Raw genomic sequence first — 15,527 nt, forward strand, 5'->3', positions numbered from 1 at the left:
TTCGCGAAGTTGAGATTGGGACAAGCATTGCGCCTGGGCGTGGCGGCGGGCCACATGAGCCTGTGGCGCGGCAGCCGCTGGCGCGCGCCCGCCTGGACCCTGCTGGGCGAAGCCGCGTATGTGCCGCACGCCGGTCTGGGCCTGCATGGCGACTTTGCCGCCCTGGGCCAGGCGCTGGAGCAGATTCTGCCGGCGGGGCAATACGCTGGCTGGCCCCTGGCCGTGGTGCTCGACGACGCGCTGGCGCGCCTGTGGCAAGTGGACATGCCGCAGGGCGCCGCGCGCCTGGCCGACATCGAGGCGGCCGCCGCGCTGCGCTTCCAGTCGCTGTATGGCGATGCGCCCGGCCTGTGGCACAGCAGCAGTGCCTGGGATGCGCGCGCACCGTTTTTCTGCGCCGTGCCGCGCGCGCTGCTGGCGCAGCTGACGCGCGTGGCGGCCGAACGCAAGCTGGCCCTGATCTTTATTACGCCGCAATTCGCGCGCCACTGGAACCGCTGGCACGGCGCGCTGAAACCGGGCGCCTGGTTTGGCCAGTTGCAGGAGAACACCTTGACCCTGGGCGTGCGTCATGATGGAGGCCTGCGCGCCGTGCGCGCGCTGCCCGTGCCGCAGGATGCAGGCCGCGACTGGCTGGAGCAGACGCTGGCGCGCGAAGCGCTGCTGCAAGGCGTGCCCGCACCGGCGCTGCTGCAGCTGTGCGGCGCGCCACCGCCCGCCTGGCTGGCGCAGGCGGAAGCGTTCCACTGCCAGGTTTTTTCCACGCCGGATGGGGAAGGTACCCTGTCGCCGGCCGCCCGCCTGGCCCGCAGCGGAGGCCTGGCATGACGCGCCTCGATATCGATTTCGCGCCACCAGGCTGGCGCCGCAGCCTGCAGCGCGTGCCCGCCTGGGCGTGGTGCGTGGGCGCGCTGGGCGTGGCCTTGATCGTCACGGCGGCGTGGGCCGGCAGCGCCGCTCGGCAGCGCCAGCAGGCCAGCGCTGCGCAATGGCAGCGCGCGCAGCAGCGCGTGGCGCAAGCCACGCAGGGGCCGGCACCCGTGGCGATCGTACCGATTGCGCCGGCGCAGGCGGCGGCCGTGAATGCGGCCATCCTGCAACTGAACCTGCCGTGGCGAGACCTGCAGGATGCGCTGATCAGCGCCACGCCGCCGGGCATCGCGCTGCTGGCGCTGGAACCGGATGCGCGCAAGCGCGTGCTGAAGATCACGGCCGAAACCACCAGCAGCGACGCCATGGTGGCCTACATCGCGCAATTGAAGCGGCAGGAACTGTTCGGCGTGCGCGTGCAGCTGCTGCGCCATGAAATCAACGCGCTCGATCCGAACCAGCCTTTGCGCTTCCAGCTCGAAGCGCGCTGGGGCACGCCATGATGGTTATCGACCTCGCGATGCTGCGCCTGCGCGCGCAACTGCTGCTGCGCCGCGCGGGCGCGCCTGCCTGCCTGGCCGTGGCCTTGCTCATGCTGGGCGTGGCCGCCTGGGCCTGGGCCTGGCAGCAGCGCGCCGTGGCGGCGCGGCTGGAAGCGAGAACCATGCCGCAGCCAGCGCTGGCCGTCGCCATCGTGGCGCCGCCGGCGACGGCCAGCGAGAACCTGGCGCGCTTCCATGCGACGCTGGGCCAGCAGCGCCACGTCGAGCAGCAAGTCAAGCAGCTGTTCGACCTGGCCGCGAAAAACGGCTTGCTGCTGGCGCAGGGCGAATACAAGAGCGGCTACGACAAGGCCGGCAGGGTCGCCACATACCAGGTGACCTTGCCGCTGAAGGGCAGTTATGCGGCCGTGTGGCAGTTCGCGCTGCAGGCGCTGCGCGCCATGCCGTTCGCCTCGCTCGACGAACTGAGTTTTCGCCGCGAGCAGATCGCCGATACGCAACTCGAAGCGCGCCTGCGCCTGACCTTTTATTTGACTGACAGCGCGGGAGAGGCACCATGACGCCGCGCCACTGGCTCATGCTGGCCGGCTTGCTGGGCGCGGGCGCCTTGCTGCTGTTCGGCGAGCGCCAGCCCGTGTCCGAGGTGGCCGAGGCGGTCGAGCGGGCCGTCGCGCCCGCGCGCCAGCGCGCTGCCAGGCCTGCCGTCGCGCAGCCAGCCATCCTGGCACTGCTGCCGCGCAGCGAGGTGGCGGGCGAGGAGGGCGACACCTTTGGCGGCGCCGATGGCGTCTTCCAGAGCCAGAACTGGAATCGGCCGCCGCCGAAGGTGGTAGCCGTCGCCCCACCGCCGCCCCCGCCGCCGATGGCGCCACCGCTGCCTTTCGTCTACCTGGGCAAGGCGGCCGCCGACGGCGCCTGGGAAGTGTTTTTGTCGCGCGCCGACAAGACGTATATCGTGCGCGCCCATACCGTCATCGATGGCACCTACAAGGTCGTGACGATCGCGCCGCCCGTCATGACGCTCACCTATCTGCCGTTGAACCAGCTTCAGCAGCTCAACATTGGAGTACTCGAGTGATGTCTCGTTCCTTTTCATCGGCGCCGTTGCTGGCGCTGCTGGTGCTGCTGTCCGGCTGCGCCGGGCAGCAGGCCTACCGCGACGGGCGCGAGCTGCTTGCGCAGAATCACATCCCGGCCGGCCTGCAAAAGCTGCAGGAAGCGCTGCAGCAAGACCCCGGCAACGCGCAATACCGCAGCGCGTATCTGCAGGCGCGCGAACGGGCCACCAGCACCCGCTTGCAGCAGGCCGAGCGCCAGGCGCAGGCGGGGCAGGGCGACCTGGCGCGCGCGGGCTTTCTGGGCGTGCTGGAAATCGATGCGCAGAACGAGCGCGCCAACAGCGGCTTGCGCGCGCTCGAACGCGCGCAGCGCCAGGAGAAATTGCTGGCCGATGCACGCGCGGCGTTGGAGGCAAAACAATACGACCCGGCGCGCCAGCGCCTGAACGCCATCCTGACGGAGCAGCCGAACCATGCGGGCGCGCGCGCGCTGCTGCGCGAAGTCGATGAAAAGACGGCGCCGCCTATCGTCGAATCGGGCCTGGCCAAATCGTACAAGCAGCCGATCACCATCGAGTTCCGCGACGCGCCGTTAAAACAGGTGTTCGAACTGATTGCGCGCCGCTCGGGTCTCAATTTCGTCTTCGACAAGGACGTCAAGGCGGACGCGAAAACCTCGATCTTCCTGAAAAACAGCACGGTGGAATCGGCCATCTACTTCCTGCTGGTGACGAACCAGCTGGAGCAGCAGGTGATGGATGCGAACACGATCCTGATCTACCCGAACGTGGCGGCGAAATTGAAGGAGTACCAGGAAGTGCTGGTGAAGACCTTCTTCCTGGCCAATGCGGACGCCAAACAGGTGGCCAACACGCTCAAGACGATTTTGAAGACGCGCGACGTGGTGGCCGATGAAAAACTCAACCTCGTCATCGTGCGCGACACGCCCGAGGCGATCCGTCTGGCCGAGCGCCTGATCGCGCTGCAGGACGTGCCCGAGGCGGAAGTGGTGCTGGAGCTGGAAATCCTCGAAGTCAAGCGCAGCCGCCTGCTGGAACTGGGCGTGGCCTGGCCAACGGGCCTGACCCTGACGCCGCTCTCCACCTCGGGCGGGATGGGCCTGACCATCAATGACCTGAATAACTTGAACCAGCGCAGCATCGGCGTGAGCGACCTGTCCGTGACAGCCAACATCAACAAGAAGGACGGCGATGCGAACATCCTGGCCAATCCGCGCATCCGCGTGCGCAACCGGGAAAAGGCGAAGTTCGTCATCGGTGACAGGGTGCCCGTGGTGACCACCACCATTTCGCCCGGCACGGGCGGCTTCGCTTCCGAATCCGTCAGCTACCTGGACGTGGGCCTGACGGTGAACGCCGAGCCGACCATCTACCTGAATAACGAGGTGGGCATCCGCATTTCGCTCGAAGTGAGCAACCTGGGCGCGGCCACCATCACCCGCAGCGGCTCGACCCTGTACCAGATCGGCACGCGCCAGGCGTCGACCATGCTGCAATTGAAAGATGGCGAAAACCAGGTGCTGGCGGGCCTGATCAACAACGAAGAGCGCAGCTCGGGCAACAAGGTGCCGGGCCTGGGAGATATCCCGGTGCTGGGACGGCTGTTCGGCAGCAGCAAGGACGACAGCCAGAAGACGGAAATCGTGCTGTCGATCACGCCCCGCCTGGTGCGCACGGTACAGCGTCCGGAAGCGCGGGAGTCGGAATTCTCGGCCGGCACGGAAGGCAGCTTTCGCCGCCGTCCCGACATGGCGGCCAAGGCGCCCACGCAGATGCCGGGCACGGTGAGCGTGCATTCCGGCCCGTCCGCCGTCGGCATGCAGCCGGCGCCGGCGCAGCCGATGATGACGCCGGGCCAGGTGCCATCGACCTTGCCGCAGAGCGTGCCCGCGCCGGAAGTGGCGCCGTCGCCCGAGCCGGCCGCGTCGCCTTTGCCGATATCGGCCGGCCAGCCCGTGCCGTTGCAGGCGGCGCCCTTGCCGTTCTCGTCGAGCCAGCCGGTGCCTGTCGCCAAATGAGACTGGCGCGCGCGCACGGCGGTTTTACGCTGATCGAACTGCTGGTGACCCTGGCCATCCTGGGCGTGCTGGCCACGCTGGTGGTGCCCGTCACGCAGGTGGCCATGCAGCGGCGCCAGGAGCAGGACTTGCGGCGCGCGCTGCGCGAGATCCGCCAGGGGCTCGACGCCTACAAACGCGCCGGCGACGAAGGGCGCATCCTGCGCGCACCCGACGCCAGCGGCTACCCGAAAAGCCTGGAAGTGCTGGTTGAGGGCGTGCCGGACCAGCGCAACCCGAAACGCAGCAAGCTGTTCTTCCTGCGCCGCGTGCCGCGCGACCCGTTCAATGCCGATGCCAGCCTCAGCGATGCGCAGACGTGGGGCCGGCGCAGCTACGCCAGCGAGGCGACCGAGCCGCGCGAGGGCGACGACGTGTACGATGTGTACTCGACTTCCAATAAGACCGGCCTGAACAACGTACCTTACCGTTTATGGTGAACCATGGCTGCCGATAACCATGCTGCGCGCGCGCGCGGCTTTACCCTGATCGAACTGCTGGTGGTGCTGGGCATCGTGGCGCTGCTGCTGACCCTGGCCGTGCCGCGCTATTTTCCCAGCCTGGACAAGGCCAAGGAAACCGTGCTGGCCGACAACTTGCGCAATCTGCGCATCACCATCGACCAGTACCACGGCGATACGGGCCGCTATCCCGATACCCTGGAGCAACTGGTGGACAAGAAATACCTGCGCGCCATGCCCATCGACCCCATCACGGAGAGCGAATCGACATGGCTGATCGTGGCGCCGCCCGACGATACGCCGGGCCAGGTGTATGACGTCAAGAGCGGCGCGCCTGGCAAGGACCGCAACGGTACGCCGTTTGCCGACTGGTAGCTGCGATGCATGCTCGTGCGCACCGCCAGCGCGGCTTCACCTACCTTGGGCTGATCATCCTGGTGGCCATCCTGGGCTTGGTGGGCGCCGCCGGCCTGAAGATGGGTTCCCTGCTGCAGCGCCAGGCGGCCGAGCAGGAGCTGCTCGACATCGGCGCGCAGTTTTCCGATGCCCTGCGCAGTTATGCCGCCGCCACGCCCCCGGGGCAGCCGCAACAGCCGCCGACGCTTTCCGCCTTGCTGCGCGACCCCCGCGTGCCGCAGCTGCGCCGCCATCTGCGCAAGCTGTATGTCGACCCGATCACGGGGCGTGCCGAGTGGGGCTTGCTGTACCAGCCCGGCGGCAATGGCATCATCGGCGTGCATAGCCTGTCGCCTGCCGCAGCGTTGAAAGTAGGGAACTTCGAGGCCCGGTTTGCCGGTTTCGACGGCAAGGCGCGGCTGTCGGAATGGCATTTCATGGTCGACGCACAAGCGCTCCAGCCGGCGGCGCAGGCTGGGGAAGCCGGTCTGGCAAATGAATCGGCCGCACCATCACCAGGCGGTGCCGCCGCACCGCCGTCATCGTTATTCCCCCAAACTATTTCTGCGCAGCAAGAAGACGCGCCGCCAGAAGCGCCCCAGATTCAGGCTCCGGCCGAGCTGCCAGCCGACGAAGCCGCGGTACCAGTGCCCCGATAGCGGGCGGCTGGCAGCGGGACGATGCGTGCGGAACTATTTACCTATGGAAAGTGCTCGATACAGGCAAATAGTTCACTCCGTAAACGGTTATCTCAGACGAAACTTAGATAAAATATTTGCAAGTAATTAGATGTATTTATGCTACCATTCTGTTCAGTACTTTCAGTACTAAAGCTTTTGCTGGCCTGCGCATCGCAGGCATAAATTACTTTTTAAGGGATAAACTATGAGATTGAAATTTATCGCTGCCGGTATTCTGGCTGCGGCGTCGTTCAGTGCTTCTGCAGGTGACCAAGTCATTAATGTTAGTGCTGATGGCAGCGCGCATGCCTTCAACGCCGTCGTCGGCAATGGCATTCTGTCCGGCGGCCTGGATGAAATCTTCCTCAACGGCTTGGGCGCTGGCAAGTACAACATCGGCTTGTCGATTACCGGCCAGCAACTTTCGTTTAATGCGCTGAAATCGAATTTGAACGGGAAGCTGGGTGAATCATTATCGATTGGCAGCCTGCGCTTCTTTGGCGTGGAATACACCGGTGTCGGTCCGTTCAAGCTGCAACTGTACGGTAACGCCTTGGCTGGCGGTAATTACTCGGGGACGTACAGCGTCAGCGCCGTGCCTGAACCAGCAACCTATGGCATGCTGCTGGGCGGTCTGGGCCTGTTGGGCTTCATGGCGCGTCGCCGTGCCGCAAAAAAAGCAGCCTGATCACGTCACGCTGTCTTGTCGTATCGCCAAACCCGCCCGCCTGTTCGGCGGGTTTTTTTTCGCCCCGCCACATTGCGCGGGGCATCCTGCCGACGGCAAGGTGCAGGCGGCGGGGCCTGCACTGCGTGTCAGGCGCTGCGCTTGAAGTCGCGGAAGCGGAAGCCAACTAAAAAGAGGGTGGCAAAGTACGCCACGCCGCACAGGCTCACCAGCAGGGCCAGCGCACCGGCCCGCAGCAGCGGATGGGCTTGCATAGCGATCCAGTCGATGCGCAGGGCGCCAGCATACGCCACGCCGCCCATCACGATGAGTGCCGGCAGCAGGCGCAGGAAGAACTTGGCCCAGCCCGGTTTCGGCTGGTAGATGCCGCGCTTGCGCAAGCCCCAGTAAAGAAAAGTGGCGTTCAGACAGGCGCCCAGGCCGATCGACAGGGCCAGGCCGGCCACGGCGATGTAGGGCACGAACAGCAGATTCATCAGCTGCGTGACGATCAGCACGCCGATGGCGATTTTCACGGGCGTGCGGATGTCCTGGCGCGCATAGAACGCGGGCGCCAGGGTTTTTACGAGGATGATGCCGATCAGGCCCAGGCTGTAGGCCACCAGAGGCTGCGTCGACATGGTCACCGATTCGGCCGTGAACTTGCCGTAGTGAAATAATGTCGCGATCAGCGGCGTGGCCAGGGTCGCCATGCCGACGGCGGCGGGCAGGGCCAGCAGGAAAGTCAGGCGCAAGCCCCAGTCCAGCAGGGCCGAGTATTCCGTCTTGTCGCCATCCACGTTGGCCTTCGACAGGCTGGGCAGCAAGATGGTGCCCAGGGCCACGCCCAGCATGGCGGTGGGGAACTCCATCAGACGGTCCGCATACGACAGCCAGGAAATGCTGCCTTCCGTCAGGCGCGAGGCGATGCTGGTGTTGATCATCAGGCTGATCTGGGCTGCCGAGACGGCGAACACGGCCGGTCCCATTTTTTTCAGCACGCGGCGCACGCCGCCGTCGGACAGGCCAATGGCGGGATTGAGTGACAGGCGCGGCAGCATGCCGATCTTGATCAGGGCGGGAATCTGGATGGCCACCTGCAGCAAGCCGCCGGCGAACACGGCAATGGCCATGGCGTAGATCGGCTGTTTCAGGTGCGGCGCCAGGAACAGCGAGGCGGCGATGAACGATACATTGAGCAGCACCGGCGTGAAGGCGGGAATCTTGAATTCGCGCCAGGTATTCAGAATGCCGCCGGCCAGGGCCACGAAGGACATGCAAGTAATATAAGGGAACATCAGTCGCGTCATCCACACGGCCGCGTCAAAAGCGCCCGCGTCCTTGGTCAGGCCCGTGGCGATCGCATACACGAACCACGGCGCGCCGACGATGCCGATGGCGGACACGAGCAACGTGGCCCAGACCAGGGTGGTGGCCACATGGTCGGCCAGTTGCTTGCTGGCTTCCTGGCCATGCTGGTTCTTGTATTCAGACAAGATCGGCACGAAGGCTTGCGAGAACGCGCCCTCGGCAAACAAGCGGCGCAACAGGTTGGGGATGCGGAAGGCAACAATGAAGGCGTCCGTGTAGGCGCCGGCGCCAAAGGCGCGCGCGAACAGGCTCTCGCGCAATAATCCGGTTACACGGGACAGCATGGTCATGCTGGAGATGGCGGCGAGGGTTTTAAGCAAGTTCATGGGGGCAGATTATAGCCGGGCGCGCTACCGTTAAACGCTTAAAATATGGTAACAATTGCTGCCGATTCGCTGCCGATTCGCCCTTGCCAGCCCCATTTTCAGGTGTTTTTGGTGTCACACATGGTTTTTTGATTTGCCCCCGCTTGAAAATATCGCTATAATCGAAGGCTGTACAGAATTCTGTTACGCAGACACTAATGTTTGACAGGCACTGGTTTGGCACACATGGTTCGGCAGACGCACAGAACGCACCGGTTGGCAAACACTAATGTTTGCAAACGCACTTTGACCCTGTTTTAGGAAATTCCATGGCAAATACCGCACAAGCGCGCAAACGCGCTCGTCAAGCAGTTAAGCAAAACGCACACAATTCGTCCCAACGTTCGACCTTGCGCACGGCTATCAAAGCTGCTCGCAAAGCGATCCAGGGCGGCGACAAGGCAGCTGCTGCTGCAATCTTCCAAGCATCCGTGTCGACCATCGACCGTATCGCTGACAAGAAGATTATCCACAAAAACAAGGCAGCTCGCCATAAGAGCCGTCTGGCAGCTGCCTTGAAAGCACTGTCCGCTTAATATTCGCCAGCAGGCAAGCCACCATGGTGGCTTGCCTGTGCCGGTACGCTGGCATTGGTTGAAAAGCAAAAACCCGCAGATTCGTTCTGGCGGGTTTTTTCGCGTCTCTTTGCGGCCGCAGCCGCCACTGCCTAGCGCGTCGCGGGCAGGTTGCCGATGCTCATGCCTGGCTTGATGTTTTTTTGCTTGAACCAGCCCAGGTTCATTTCCAGCGCATAGCGCACGGGTACGGTTTTGGTCGAGCAATGGCTGTCGAGCGTGTGCGCTTGCATATCTTCGATGTTGACGATCTTGCCGCTGGCATCGATAAAGGCCACGGACAGGGGCAGCGGCGTATTCTTCATCCACATGCATTGCGTGGACGGGTTGCCAAAGACGAACAGCATGCCTGCATTCGCCGGCATCTTTTCACGGTACATCAAGCCTTGTTCGCGCTGCGCTTCCGTAGCGGCCACTTCCGCCTGGATCAGATGCATGCCGGCCGAGAGCTGCAAGCTCTTGCCTTGCGGTGTTTGCGCGTACGCAATGCTGGCGCACGCGAGCAGGGCGATGGACAGGCTGAGACGGCGAAGGAAAGTTTTCATGGCGCGGGACGGTGGCTGCGAAGCGGCGATTAAGCCATGCCGGCGGCTGCCTGGTCAAGCATGCTGCCTGGCCGCGCCGAAAGCGTGGGGTGACAGCAACAGGGCTGCTGCCGTCACCCCGGGGTCACACTTATTTCACGGGCTTGCCTGCTTCAGCGGCCGGCTGCTTCGTCTTGCGCGGCTGCGGAATCAGGCGCGGTGCATCGGTCGCGGCCGAGGCGTTGACCGAGGCCGCTGCCGGCTTGACGGCGTCGGTGGCGGCCGAGGCATGGCTGGCTGCCGAGGCGGGTGGCGGCTTGACGGCATCGGTCGCTGCGGAAGCGTGCACCTGGGCGCCCGATTGCGCCAGTGCGGCGCCGGCAAACAGGGAGGCGGCCAACATCAGTATTACTTTTGTCATCATCTTTCCTTTTCCGTCATGTTAAGGTCAGATGATTTTAATGCATTATCTAAAAATAAATAGTGCTTATTGGCAAAATTTTAGTGCCGAAGCCACTTTTCTTGTCCTGCTCACGCTTTTCCAATGTTCTCGGCTGGCACTTCACACCATTCGCCGGGCAGCAGAGGGTGGCTGGCCAGCGAGAACGGCCCGATGGCGCTGCGCACCAGGCGCAGGGTGGGCAGGCCGACGGCCGCCGTCATGCGCCGCACTTGCCGGTTTTTACCTTCTTTCAACGTGATCGCCAGCCACGAGGTCGGCTTGTCGGCGCGCGCGCGGATCGGTGGGTTGCGCGGCCACAGCCAGTCCGGCTCGGCGATGCGCACGGCCTTGCACGGCTTGGTGATGAAGTCGCCCAGGTCCAGCGGCGCCTGCAGGCGCGCCAGGCTGGCCGCATCGGGCACGCCGTCGACCTGCACCAAATAGGTTTTCGCTTCCTTGCGGTCGGGGTGGCTGATCTCGTGCTGCAGGCGGCCGTCGTCCGTCAGCAGCAGCAAGCCTTCGCTGTCGGCGTCGAGCCGGCCGGCCGGGTAGATGCCGGGAATCGTGATGTGGTCGGCCAGGGTGAGGCGGCCGTCCTGCGGCGAAAACTGGCACAGGACCTGGAATGGTTTATTGAAGAGGATGAGTGGCATGCTGGTAGAGGAATTGATGTAAGCGATGGTGGCTGCTGGTTGGCGCCGCAAAAGCGTGGCGCCCTGTAAGATAGTGGTGCATAATGTGAAACACAGTCTTATGTCTTATAGAAGACATGGGCGATAGGGCAACGAGGTTCTTTGGCGCCGCGGATGGTCCGGGGTTTCTTTCCCTGCTAAAGTGCGTTGTTGCCGCCATATTCGGACTTGTTTTTGTAAACTCTGCAACCGCAGAGCGCGTCGCCGGCCTGTGTTGCCCGCCAGCGGTGTGTCCCACTTCGGAGATCACGATGTATCAACATATCACTGTACCTGCTGACGGCCAAAAAATCACCGTCAACGCCGATTTTTCGCTGAATGTACCAGATAATCCCATCATTCCCTTCATTGAAGGCGATGGCACGGGCATCGATATCAGCCCGGTCATGATCAAGGTGATCGACGCTGCCGTGGCCAAGGCCTACGGCGGCGCGCGCAAGATCAGCTGGATGGAAATCTACGCGGGCGAAAAATCGACGAATGTGTACGGTCCCGACGTGTGGCTGCCGGAAGAAACCCTGGCCGTACTGAAAGATTACGTGGTCTCCATCAAGGGCCCGCTGACCACGCCCGTCGGTGGCGGCATCCGCTCGCTGAACGTGGCCCTGCGCCAGCAGCTCGATCTGTACGTCTGCCTGCGTCCCGTGCGCTACTTCACGGGCGTGCCATCGCCCGTGAAAGAGCCGGAAAAGACGGATATGGTGATTTTCCGCGAAAACTCGGAAGACATCTACGCCGGCATCGAATACCAGCAAGGCTCGCCTGAAGCCAAAAAATTGATGGATTTCCTGATCAATGAAATGGGCGTGACGAAGATCCGCTTCCCGGCCACGTCCGGCCTGGGCATCAAGCCCGTCTCCATCGAAGGCACGCAGCGCCTGGTGCGCAAGGCCATCCAGTACGCGATCGACAATGACAAGCCCTCCGTGACGATCGTGCACAAAGGCAACATCATGAAGTACACGGAAGGCGGTTTCCGCGACTGGGCGTATGCGCTGGCGCAAAAGGAATTCGGCGCCGAGCTGATCGATGGCGGCCCATGGTGCAAGTTCAAGAATCCGAAGACGGGCCGCGACATCATCGTCAAGGATTCCATCGCTGACGCGTTCCTGCAACAGATTTTGTTGCGTCCGGCCGAATACAGCGTCATCGCCACCCTGAATCTGAACGGCGATTACATTTCCGACGCGCTGGCGGCGCAAGTGGGCGGCATCGGCATCGCGCCGGGCGCCAACTTGTCCGACTCCGTCGCCATGTTCGAAGCGACGCATGGCACGGCGCCGAAGTATGCGGGCAAGGATTACGTGAACCCCGGCTCCCTGATCCTGTCGGCGGAAATGATGCTGCGCCACATGGGCTGGCTGGAGGCGGCCGACCTGATCATTTCGTCGATGCAAAAGTCGATCGCCTCGAAGCGCGTCACCTACGATTTCGCCCGCCTGATGGAAGGCGCGACGCAAGTGTCGTGCTCCGGTTTCGGCGACGTGATGATCGAGCACATGTAACACGCGGGGCAAGGCAGGGTGCAGCGCACCCTGCGGATGAAAAAAAACCCCGCTTCAAGGAAACGGGGTTTTTCACATCTGAGGGCCGGCGATGCTTAGGCTGCTTGGATGTTGGAAGCTTGCTTGCCTTTAGGGCCTTGCGTGACTTCGAATTGAACTTTTTGACCTTCTTTGAGGGTCTTGAAACCGTTCATGTTGATTGCGGAGAAGTGAGCAAACAAATCTTCGCCGCCGTCATCTGGAGTGATGAAGCCAAAACCTTTGGAATCATTGAACCACTTAACTGTACCTGTTGCCATAAAAAGAACTTTCAAAATTAAAACAAATCACACGAGCCATAAAAGCAAGAAGCTTCTTGCCCCCTCCTCGACGTCTCACTTCTTATCAAGCTGTACATTACTGCAACAGTCGATACAGCATTGTTGGCGGAATAAATAATGAAGTCAAGCGCTTTTCCATCGATATTGCCAAATTCTTCACGGCAACCAAAAAAGCAACTCTTGATTTTGACAGCAAGGTCGCCATCTGCGCACTATTAAGAAAACGCGTAAGATTGAAAACAATTGGAAAGGCGTAGATATTGCGCATGACAACCACTGTGAAAGCATTAGAATAAGCGTATGGCAACCAAGCACGACACAGAAACCCTGCTGGAGCGGCAAGTGCTGAAGCCGCCACCGCTCTACCAGGTGGCCTTGCTCAATGACGACTACACCCCGATGGAATTCGTGGTGGCCATCATTGAGGAGTATTTCAACAAGGACCGTGAAACGGCGACGCAAATCATGCTCAGTGTTCATCGCTACGGCAAAGGAGTGTGCGGCGTGTTCTCTAAAGATATAGCGTGTACCAAAGTGGAGTTCGTTTTAACGCATGCGCGCAAGGCGGGGCACCCCCTGCAGTGCGTGATGGAGGAAGTATGATTGCGCAGGAATTAGAAGTTAGTTTGCACATGGCGTTTGTCGAAGCTCGGCAGGCACGGCATGAATTCATCACGGTTGAGCATTTACTGCTGGCACTGCTGGACAATCCCTCCGCTGCCGAGGTGTTGCGTGCCTGCGCGGTCAATATTGAGGACCTGCGCAAGACCCTCACCAATTTCATCGGCGATAACACGCCGACCGTGCCTGGCACGGGCGAAGTCGACACCCAGCCGACGCTTGGTTTCCAGCGCGTGATCCAGCGCGCCATCATGCACGTCCAGTCCGCCTCGAATGGCAAGAAGGAAGTCACGGGCGCCAATGTGCTGGTGGCCATCTTCGGCGAAAAGGATTCGCATGCGGTCTACTACCTGCACCAGCAGGGCGTGACGCGCCTGGATGTGGTCAATTTCATATCGCACGGCGTGCGCAAGGACCAGTCGACGGAAAGCGCGAAAGCCTCCGAAGGCGTGGAAGACGCGCCCGTCGAGGGCCAGCCGAAGGAAAGCCCGCTCGACCAGTTCACGCAAAACCTGAACAAGGCCGCTGCCGAAGGCAAGATCGACCCGCTGATCGGCCGCGAGGAAGAAGTCGACCGCGTGATCCAGATCCTGTGCCGCCGCCGCAAGAACAATCCGCTGCTGGTCGGCGAGGCGGGCGTGGGCAAGACGGCCATCGCCGAAGGCCTTGCTTACCGCATCACGCAAAGCGATGTGCCGGAAATCCTGCAAAATGCCGTCGTGTACTCGCTGGACATGGGCGCCTTGCTGGCCGGGACCAAATACCGCGGTGACTTCGAACAGCGCCTGAAAGCCGTGCTGAAACAGCTGAAGGACAATCCGAACGGCATCCTGTTCATCGACGAGATCCACACCATCATCGGTGCGGGCTCGGCCTCGGGCGGCACCCTGGATGCGTCGAACCTGCTGAAACCGGCATTGGCGAATGGCCAGCTGAAATGCATCGGCGCCACCACGTACACGGAATTCCGCGGCGTGTTCGAGAAGGATCATGCTTTGAGCCGCCGCTTCCAGAAAGTGGACGTCAACGAGCCGACCGTCGAGCAAACCATCCAGATTCTGCGCGGCCTCAAGTCGCGCTTCGAAGAGCACCATGGCGTGAAATACTCGGCATCGGCGCTGTCGACGGCGGCCGAACTGGCGGCGCGTTTCATCAACGACCGCCATCTGCCCGACAAGGCGATCGACGTTATCGATGAAGCGGGCGCGGCGCAGCGCATCCTGCCGAAGTCGAAGCAAAAGAAAACCATCGGCAAGGCCGAGATCGAGGACATCATCGCCAAGATCGCGCGCATTCCGCCGCAAACGGTCAACCAGGACGACCGCAGCAAGCTGCAGACGATCGACCGCGACTTGCGCAATGTCGTGTTCGGGCAAGATCCCGCCATCGACGCGCTGGCCTCGGCCATCAAGATGGCGCGTGCCGGCCTGGGCAAGACGGACAAGCCGATCGGCTCCTTCCTGTTTTCCGGTCCGACCGGTGTCGGCAAGACCGAGGTGGCCAAGCAACTGGCTTTCATCCTCGGCATCGAGCTGATCCGTTTCGATATGTCGGAATACATGGAACGCCACGCCGTCAGTCGCTTGATCGGCGCGCCGCCGGGCTACGTCGGTTTCGACCAGGGCGGCTTGCTGACGGAAGCGATCACCAAGAAGCCGCATTCGGTCTTGCTGCTCGATGAAATTGAAAAAGCCCATCCGGACATTTTCAATATCCTGCTGCAAGTGATGGACCATGGCACCTTGACGGATAACAATGGCCGCAAAGCCGATTTCCGCAACGTGATCATCATCATGACCACCAATGCGGGCGCGGAAAGCTTGCAGAAAGCTTCGATCGGTTTCACCAACTCCAAGCAGGCAGGCGACGAGATGGCCGACATCAAGCGCATGTTCACGCCGGAATTCCGCAACCGCATCGACGCGACCATCAGCTTCCGCGCACTGGATCAGGACATCATCCTGCGCGTGGTCGACAAGTTCCTGATGCAGCTGGAAGAGCAGTTGCACGAGAAAAAGGTCGAAGCCGTGTTTACCGAGAAGCTGCGTGCTTTCCTCGGCAAGAAAGGCTTCGATCCGCTGATGGGCGCGCGGCCGATGGCACGCCTGATCCAGGATCTGATCCGCAAGGCCCTGGCCGACGAGCTGCTGTTCGGCCGCCTGGTCACGGGCGGACGGGTCACCGTCGACCTCGACGACAAGGACCAGGTCTTGCTGGAATTCCCGGAACCGCCAGACGCGGCACCGACGGCTGCGCCGGAAACGGTGGAAGTGGAATAAACTTCCTGCCGTCAACAAAAAACCCGCCCCACGCAAGTGGCGCGGGTTTTTTTCGCTTTTGTGGGCAATAAAGAAGGTTTTCTTTGGTCGTGCTTATGCCAGAATTGCTGTCCGGTATCGA

The 15,527-nt window shown here is 62.1% G+C and carries 18 protein-coding genes; 13 read left to right on the top strand and 5 right to left on the bottom strand.

Annotated elements, in window-relative coordinates:
• Positions 1 to 15: 15 nt before the first annotated feature.
• The 9 genes from K0F86_RS05620 to K0F86_RS05660 all read left to right on the top strand — a co-directional run bounded on the left by K0F86_RS05620 (position 16) and on the right by K0F86_RS05660 (position 6,733).
• Complete coding sequence (locus K0F86_RS05620; RefSeq protein WP_219133393.1) at positions 16 to 828, top strand: hypothetical protein; 813 nt, start codon at positions 16 to 18, stop codon at positions 826 to 828.
• Positions 825 to 1,373 carry a hypothetical protein gene (locus K0F86_RS05625; RefSeq protein WP_219133394.1) on the top strand — a complete coding sequence of 183 codons (549 nt, stop codon included), beginning with the start codon at positions 825 to 827 and terminating at the stop codon, positions 1,371 to 1,373. The genes K0F86_RS05620 and K0F86_RS05625 overlap by 4 nt, the downstream gene beginning before the upstream one ends.
• A complete protein-coding gene (locus K0F86_RS05630) occupies positions 1,370 to 1,933 on the top strand; it encodes a DUF3352 domain-containing protein (RefSeq protein ID WP_219133395.1) in 564 nt (187 codons plus the stop codon). Before K0F86_RS05625 ends, K0F86_RS05630 begins: the two co-directional genes overlap by 4 nt.
• Positions 1,930 to 2,451: a hypothetical protein gene (locus K0F86_RS05635; RefSeq protein ID WP_219133396.1), complete on the top strand. Its 522-nt coding sequence runs from the start codon at positions 1,930 to 1,932 to the stop codon at positions 2,449 to 2,451. The genes K0F86_RS05630 and K0F86_RS05635 overlap by 4 nt, the downstream gene beginning before the upstream one ends.
• Entirely contained in the window at positions 2,451 to 4,469 is a 2,019-nt protein-coding gene (locus K0F86_RS05640; protein WP_219133496.1) for a secretin N-terminal domain-containing protein, read from the top strand. Before K0F86_RS05635 ends, K0F86_RS05640 begins: the two co-directional genes overlap by 1 nt.
• Complete coding sequence (locus K0F86_RS05645; protein ID WP_219133397.1) at positions 4,466 to 4,948, top strand: type II secretion system protein; 483 nt, start codon at positions 4,466 to 4,468, stop codon at positions 4,946 to 4,948. The genes K0F86_RS05640 and K0F86_RS05645 overlap by 4 nt, the downstream gene beginning before the upstream one ends.
• A 3-nt stretch (positions 4,949 to 4,951) precedes the next feature.
• Positions 4,952 to 5,344 (top strand): type II secretion system protein, encoded by a 393-nt coding sequence (locus K0F86_RS05650; protein WP_219133398.1) that lies wholly within the window; start codon positions 4,952 to 4,954, stop codon positions 5,342 to 5,344.
• A gap of 5 nt (positions 5,345 to 5,349) precedes the next feature.
• Positions 5,350 to 6,024, top strand: coding sequence for a type II secretion system protein (locus K0F86_RS05655; RefSeq protein WP_219133399.1), 675 nt, complete (start codon positions 5,350 to 5,352; stop codon positions 6,022 to 6,024).
• A 226-nt stretch (positions 6,025 to 6,250) separates the two neighbouring features.
• A complete protein-coding gene (locus K0F86_RS05660) occupies positions 6,251 to 6,733 on the top strand; it encodes an FxDxF family PEP-CTERM protein (RefSeq protein WP_219133400.1) in 483 nt (160 codons plus the stop codon).
• A gap of 128 nt (positions 6,734 to 6,861) precedes the next feature.
• Here K0F86_RS05660 and murJ read toward each other — a convergent pair whose 3' ends face one another.
• The gene (gene murJ / locus K0F86_RS05665; RefSeq protein ID WP_219133401.1) at positions 6,862 to 8,409 is read right to left on the bottom strand and encodes a murein biosynthesis integral membrane protein MurJ; all 1,548 of its coding nucleotides are present in this window, start codon (positions 8,407 to 8,409) and stop codon (positions 6,862 to 6,864) included.
• Positions 8,410 to 8,717: 308 nt separating this feature from the next.
• On the opposite strand from murJ, the gene rpsT reads away from it, so the two are divergent.
• Positions 8,718 to 8,984, top strand: coding sequence for a 30S ribosomal protein S20 (gene rpsT / locus K0F86_RS05670; protein WP_010395935.1), 267 nt, complete (start codon positions 8,718 to 8,720; stop codon positions 8,982 to 8,984).
• Between the two features lie 131 nt (positions 8,985 to 9,115).
• On the opposite strand, the gene K0F86_RS05675 is transcribed toward rpsT, so the two are convergent.
• The 3 genes from K0F86_RS05675 to K0F86_RS05685 form a co-directional block, all read right to left on the bottom strand.
• Positions 9,116 to 9,568 (bottom strand): DUF192 domain-containing protein, encoded by a 453-nt coding sequence (locus K0F86_RS05675; RefSeq protein WP_219133403.1) that lies wholly within the window; start codon positions 9,566 to 9,568, stop codon positions 9,116 to 9,118.
• A gap of 130 nt (positions 9,569 to 9,698) precedes the next feature.
• On the bottom strand, positions 9,699 to 9,968 hold the full coding sequence (locus tag K0F86_RS05680) for a hypothetical protein (protein ID WP_219133405.1): 270 nt from the start codon (positions 9,966 to 9,968) through the stop codon (positions 9,699 to 9,701).
• A gap of 110 nt (positions 9,969 to 10,078) precedes the next feature.
• Positions 10,079 to 10,642, bottom strand: a complete 564-nt coding sequence (locus K0F86_RS05685; RefSeq protein ID WP_219133406.1) for a pseudouridine synthase — start codon at positions 10,640 to 10,642, stop codon at positions 10,079 to 10,081.
• Between the two features lie 290 nt (positions 10,643 to 10,932).
• Here K0F86_RS05685 and icd point away from each other — a divergent pair, with 290 nt between their 5' ends.
• On the top strand, positions 10,933 to 12,186 hold the full coding sequence (icd, locus tag K0F86_RS05690; RefSeq protein ID WP_219133407.1) for an NADP-dependent isocitrate dehydrogenase: 1,254 nt from the start codon (positions 10,933 to 10,935) through the stop codon (positions 12,184 to 12,186).
• Positions 12,187 to 12,281: 95 nt separating this feature from the next.
• On the opposite strand, the gene K0F86_RS05695 is transcribed toward icd, so the two are convergent.
• Positions 12,282 to 12,485, bottom strand: a complete 204-nt coding sequence (locus tag K0F86_RS05695) for a cold-shock protein (protein WP_010395943.1) — start codon at positions 12,483 to 12,485, stop codon at positions 12,282 to 12,284.
• Positions 12,486 to 12,806: 321 nt separating this feature from the next.
• Here K0F86_RS05695 and clpS point away from each other — a divergent pair, with 321 nt between their 5' ends.
• Positions 12,807 to 13,109 carry an ATP-dependent Clp protease adapter ClpS gene (gene clpS / locus K0F86_RS05700; RefSeq protein WP_096234388.1) on the top strand — a complete coding sequence of 101 codons (303 nt, stop codon included), beginning with the start codon at positions 12,807 to 12,809 and terminating at the stop codon, positions 13,107 to 13,109.
• Positions 13,106 to 15,406: an ATP-dependent Clp protease ATP-binding subunit ClpA gene (clpA, locus tag K0F86_RS05705; protein WP_219133409.1), complete on the top strand. Its 2,301-nt coding sequence runs from the start codon at positions 13,106 to 13,108 to the stop codon at positions 15,404 to 15,406. Before clpS ends, clpA begins: the two co-directional genes overlap by 4 nt.
• The last annotated feature ends 121 nt before the right edge of the window (positions 15,407 to 15,527 follow it).

This window comes from Janthinobacterium sp. UMAB-60 (assembly GCF_900095235.1).
Lineage (GTDB): Bacteria > Pseudomonadota > Gammaproteobacteria > Burkholderiales > Burkholderiaceae_D > Janthinobacterium.

What these genes read in the sequence shown, in the direction of transcription:
- K0F86_RS05625 (WP_219133394.1), top strand. Translation starts at nt 825, where the DNA reads ATGACGCGCCTCGATATCGATTTCGCGCCACCAGGCTGGCGCCGCAGC.
- K0F86_RS05630 (WP_219133395.1), top strand. Translation starts at nt 1,370, where the DNA reads ATGATGGTTATCGACCTCGCGATGCTGCGCCTGCGCGCGCAACTGCTG.
- K0F86_RS05635 (WP_219133396.1), top strand. Translation starts at nt 1,930, where the DNA reads ATGACGCCGCGCCACTGGCTCATGCTGGCCGGCTTGCTGGGCGCGGGC.
- K0F86_RS05640 (WP_219133496.1), top strand. Translation starts at nt 2,451, where the DNA reads ATGTCTCGTTCCTTTTCATCGGCGCCGTTGCTGGCGCTGCTGGTGCTG.
- K0F86_RS05645 (WP_219133397.1), top strand. Translation starts at nt 4,466, where the DNA reads ATGAGACTGGCGCGCGCGCACGGCGGTTTTACGCTGATCGAACTGCTG.
- K0F86_RS05650 (WP_219133398.1), top strand. Translation starts at nt 4,952, where the DNA reads ATGGCTGCCGATAACCATGCTGCGCGCGCGCGCGGCTTTACCCTGATC.
- K0F86_RS05655 (WP_219133399.1), top strand. Translation starts at nt 5,350, where the DNA reads ATGCATGCTCGTGCGCACCGCCAGCGCGGCTTCACCTACCTTGGGCTG.
- K0F86_RS05660 (WP_219133400.1), top strand. Translation starts at nt 6,251, where the DNA reads ATGAGATTGAAATTTATCGCTGCCGGTATTCTGGCTGCGGCGTCGTTC.
- murJ (WP_219133401.1), bottom strand. Translation starts at nt 8,409, where the DNA reads ATGAACTTGCTTAAAACCCTCGCCGCCATCTCCAGCATGACCATGCTG.
- rpsT (WP_010395935.1), top strand. Translation starts at nt 8,718, where the DNA reads ATGGCAAATACCGCACAAGCGCGCAAACGCGCTCGTCAAGCAGTTAAG.
- K0F86_RS05675 (WP_219133403.1), bottom strand. Translation starts at nt 9,568, where the DNA reads ATGAAAACTTTCCTTCGCCGTCTCAGCCTGTCCATCGCCCTGCTCGCG.
- K0F86_RS05680 (WP_219133405.1), bottom strand. Translation starts at nt 9,968, where the DNA reads ATGACAAAAGTAATACTGATGTTGGCCGCCTCCCTGTTTGCCGGCGCC.
- K0F86_RS05685 (WP_219133406.1), bottom strand. Translation starts at nt 10,642, where the DNA reads ATGCCACTCATCCTCTTCAATAAACCATTCCAGGTCCTGTGCCAGTTT.
- icd (WP_219133407.1), top strand. Translation starts at nt 10,933, where the DNA reads ATGTATCAACATATCACTGTACCTGCTGACGGCCAAAAAATCACCGTC.
- K0F86_RS05695 (WP_010395943.1), bottom strand. Translation starts at nt 12,485, where the DNA reads ATGGCAACAGGTACAGTTAAGTGGTTCAATGATTCCAAAGGTTTTGGC.
- clpS (WP_096234388.1), top strand. Translation starts at nt 12,807, where the DNA reads ATGGCAACCAAGCACGACACAGAAACCCTGCTGGAGCGGCAAGTGCTG.
- clpA (WP_219133409.1), top strand. Translation starts at nt 13,106, where the DNA reads ATGATTGCGCAGGAATTAGAAGTTAGTTTGCACATGGCGTTTGTCGAA.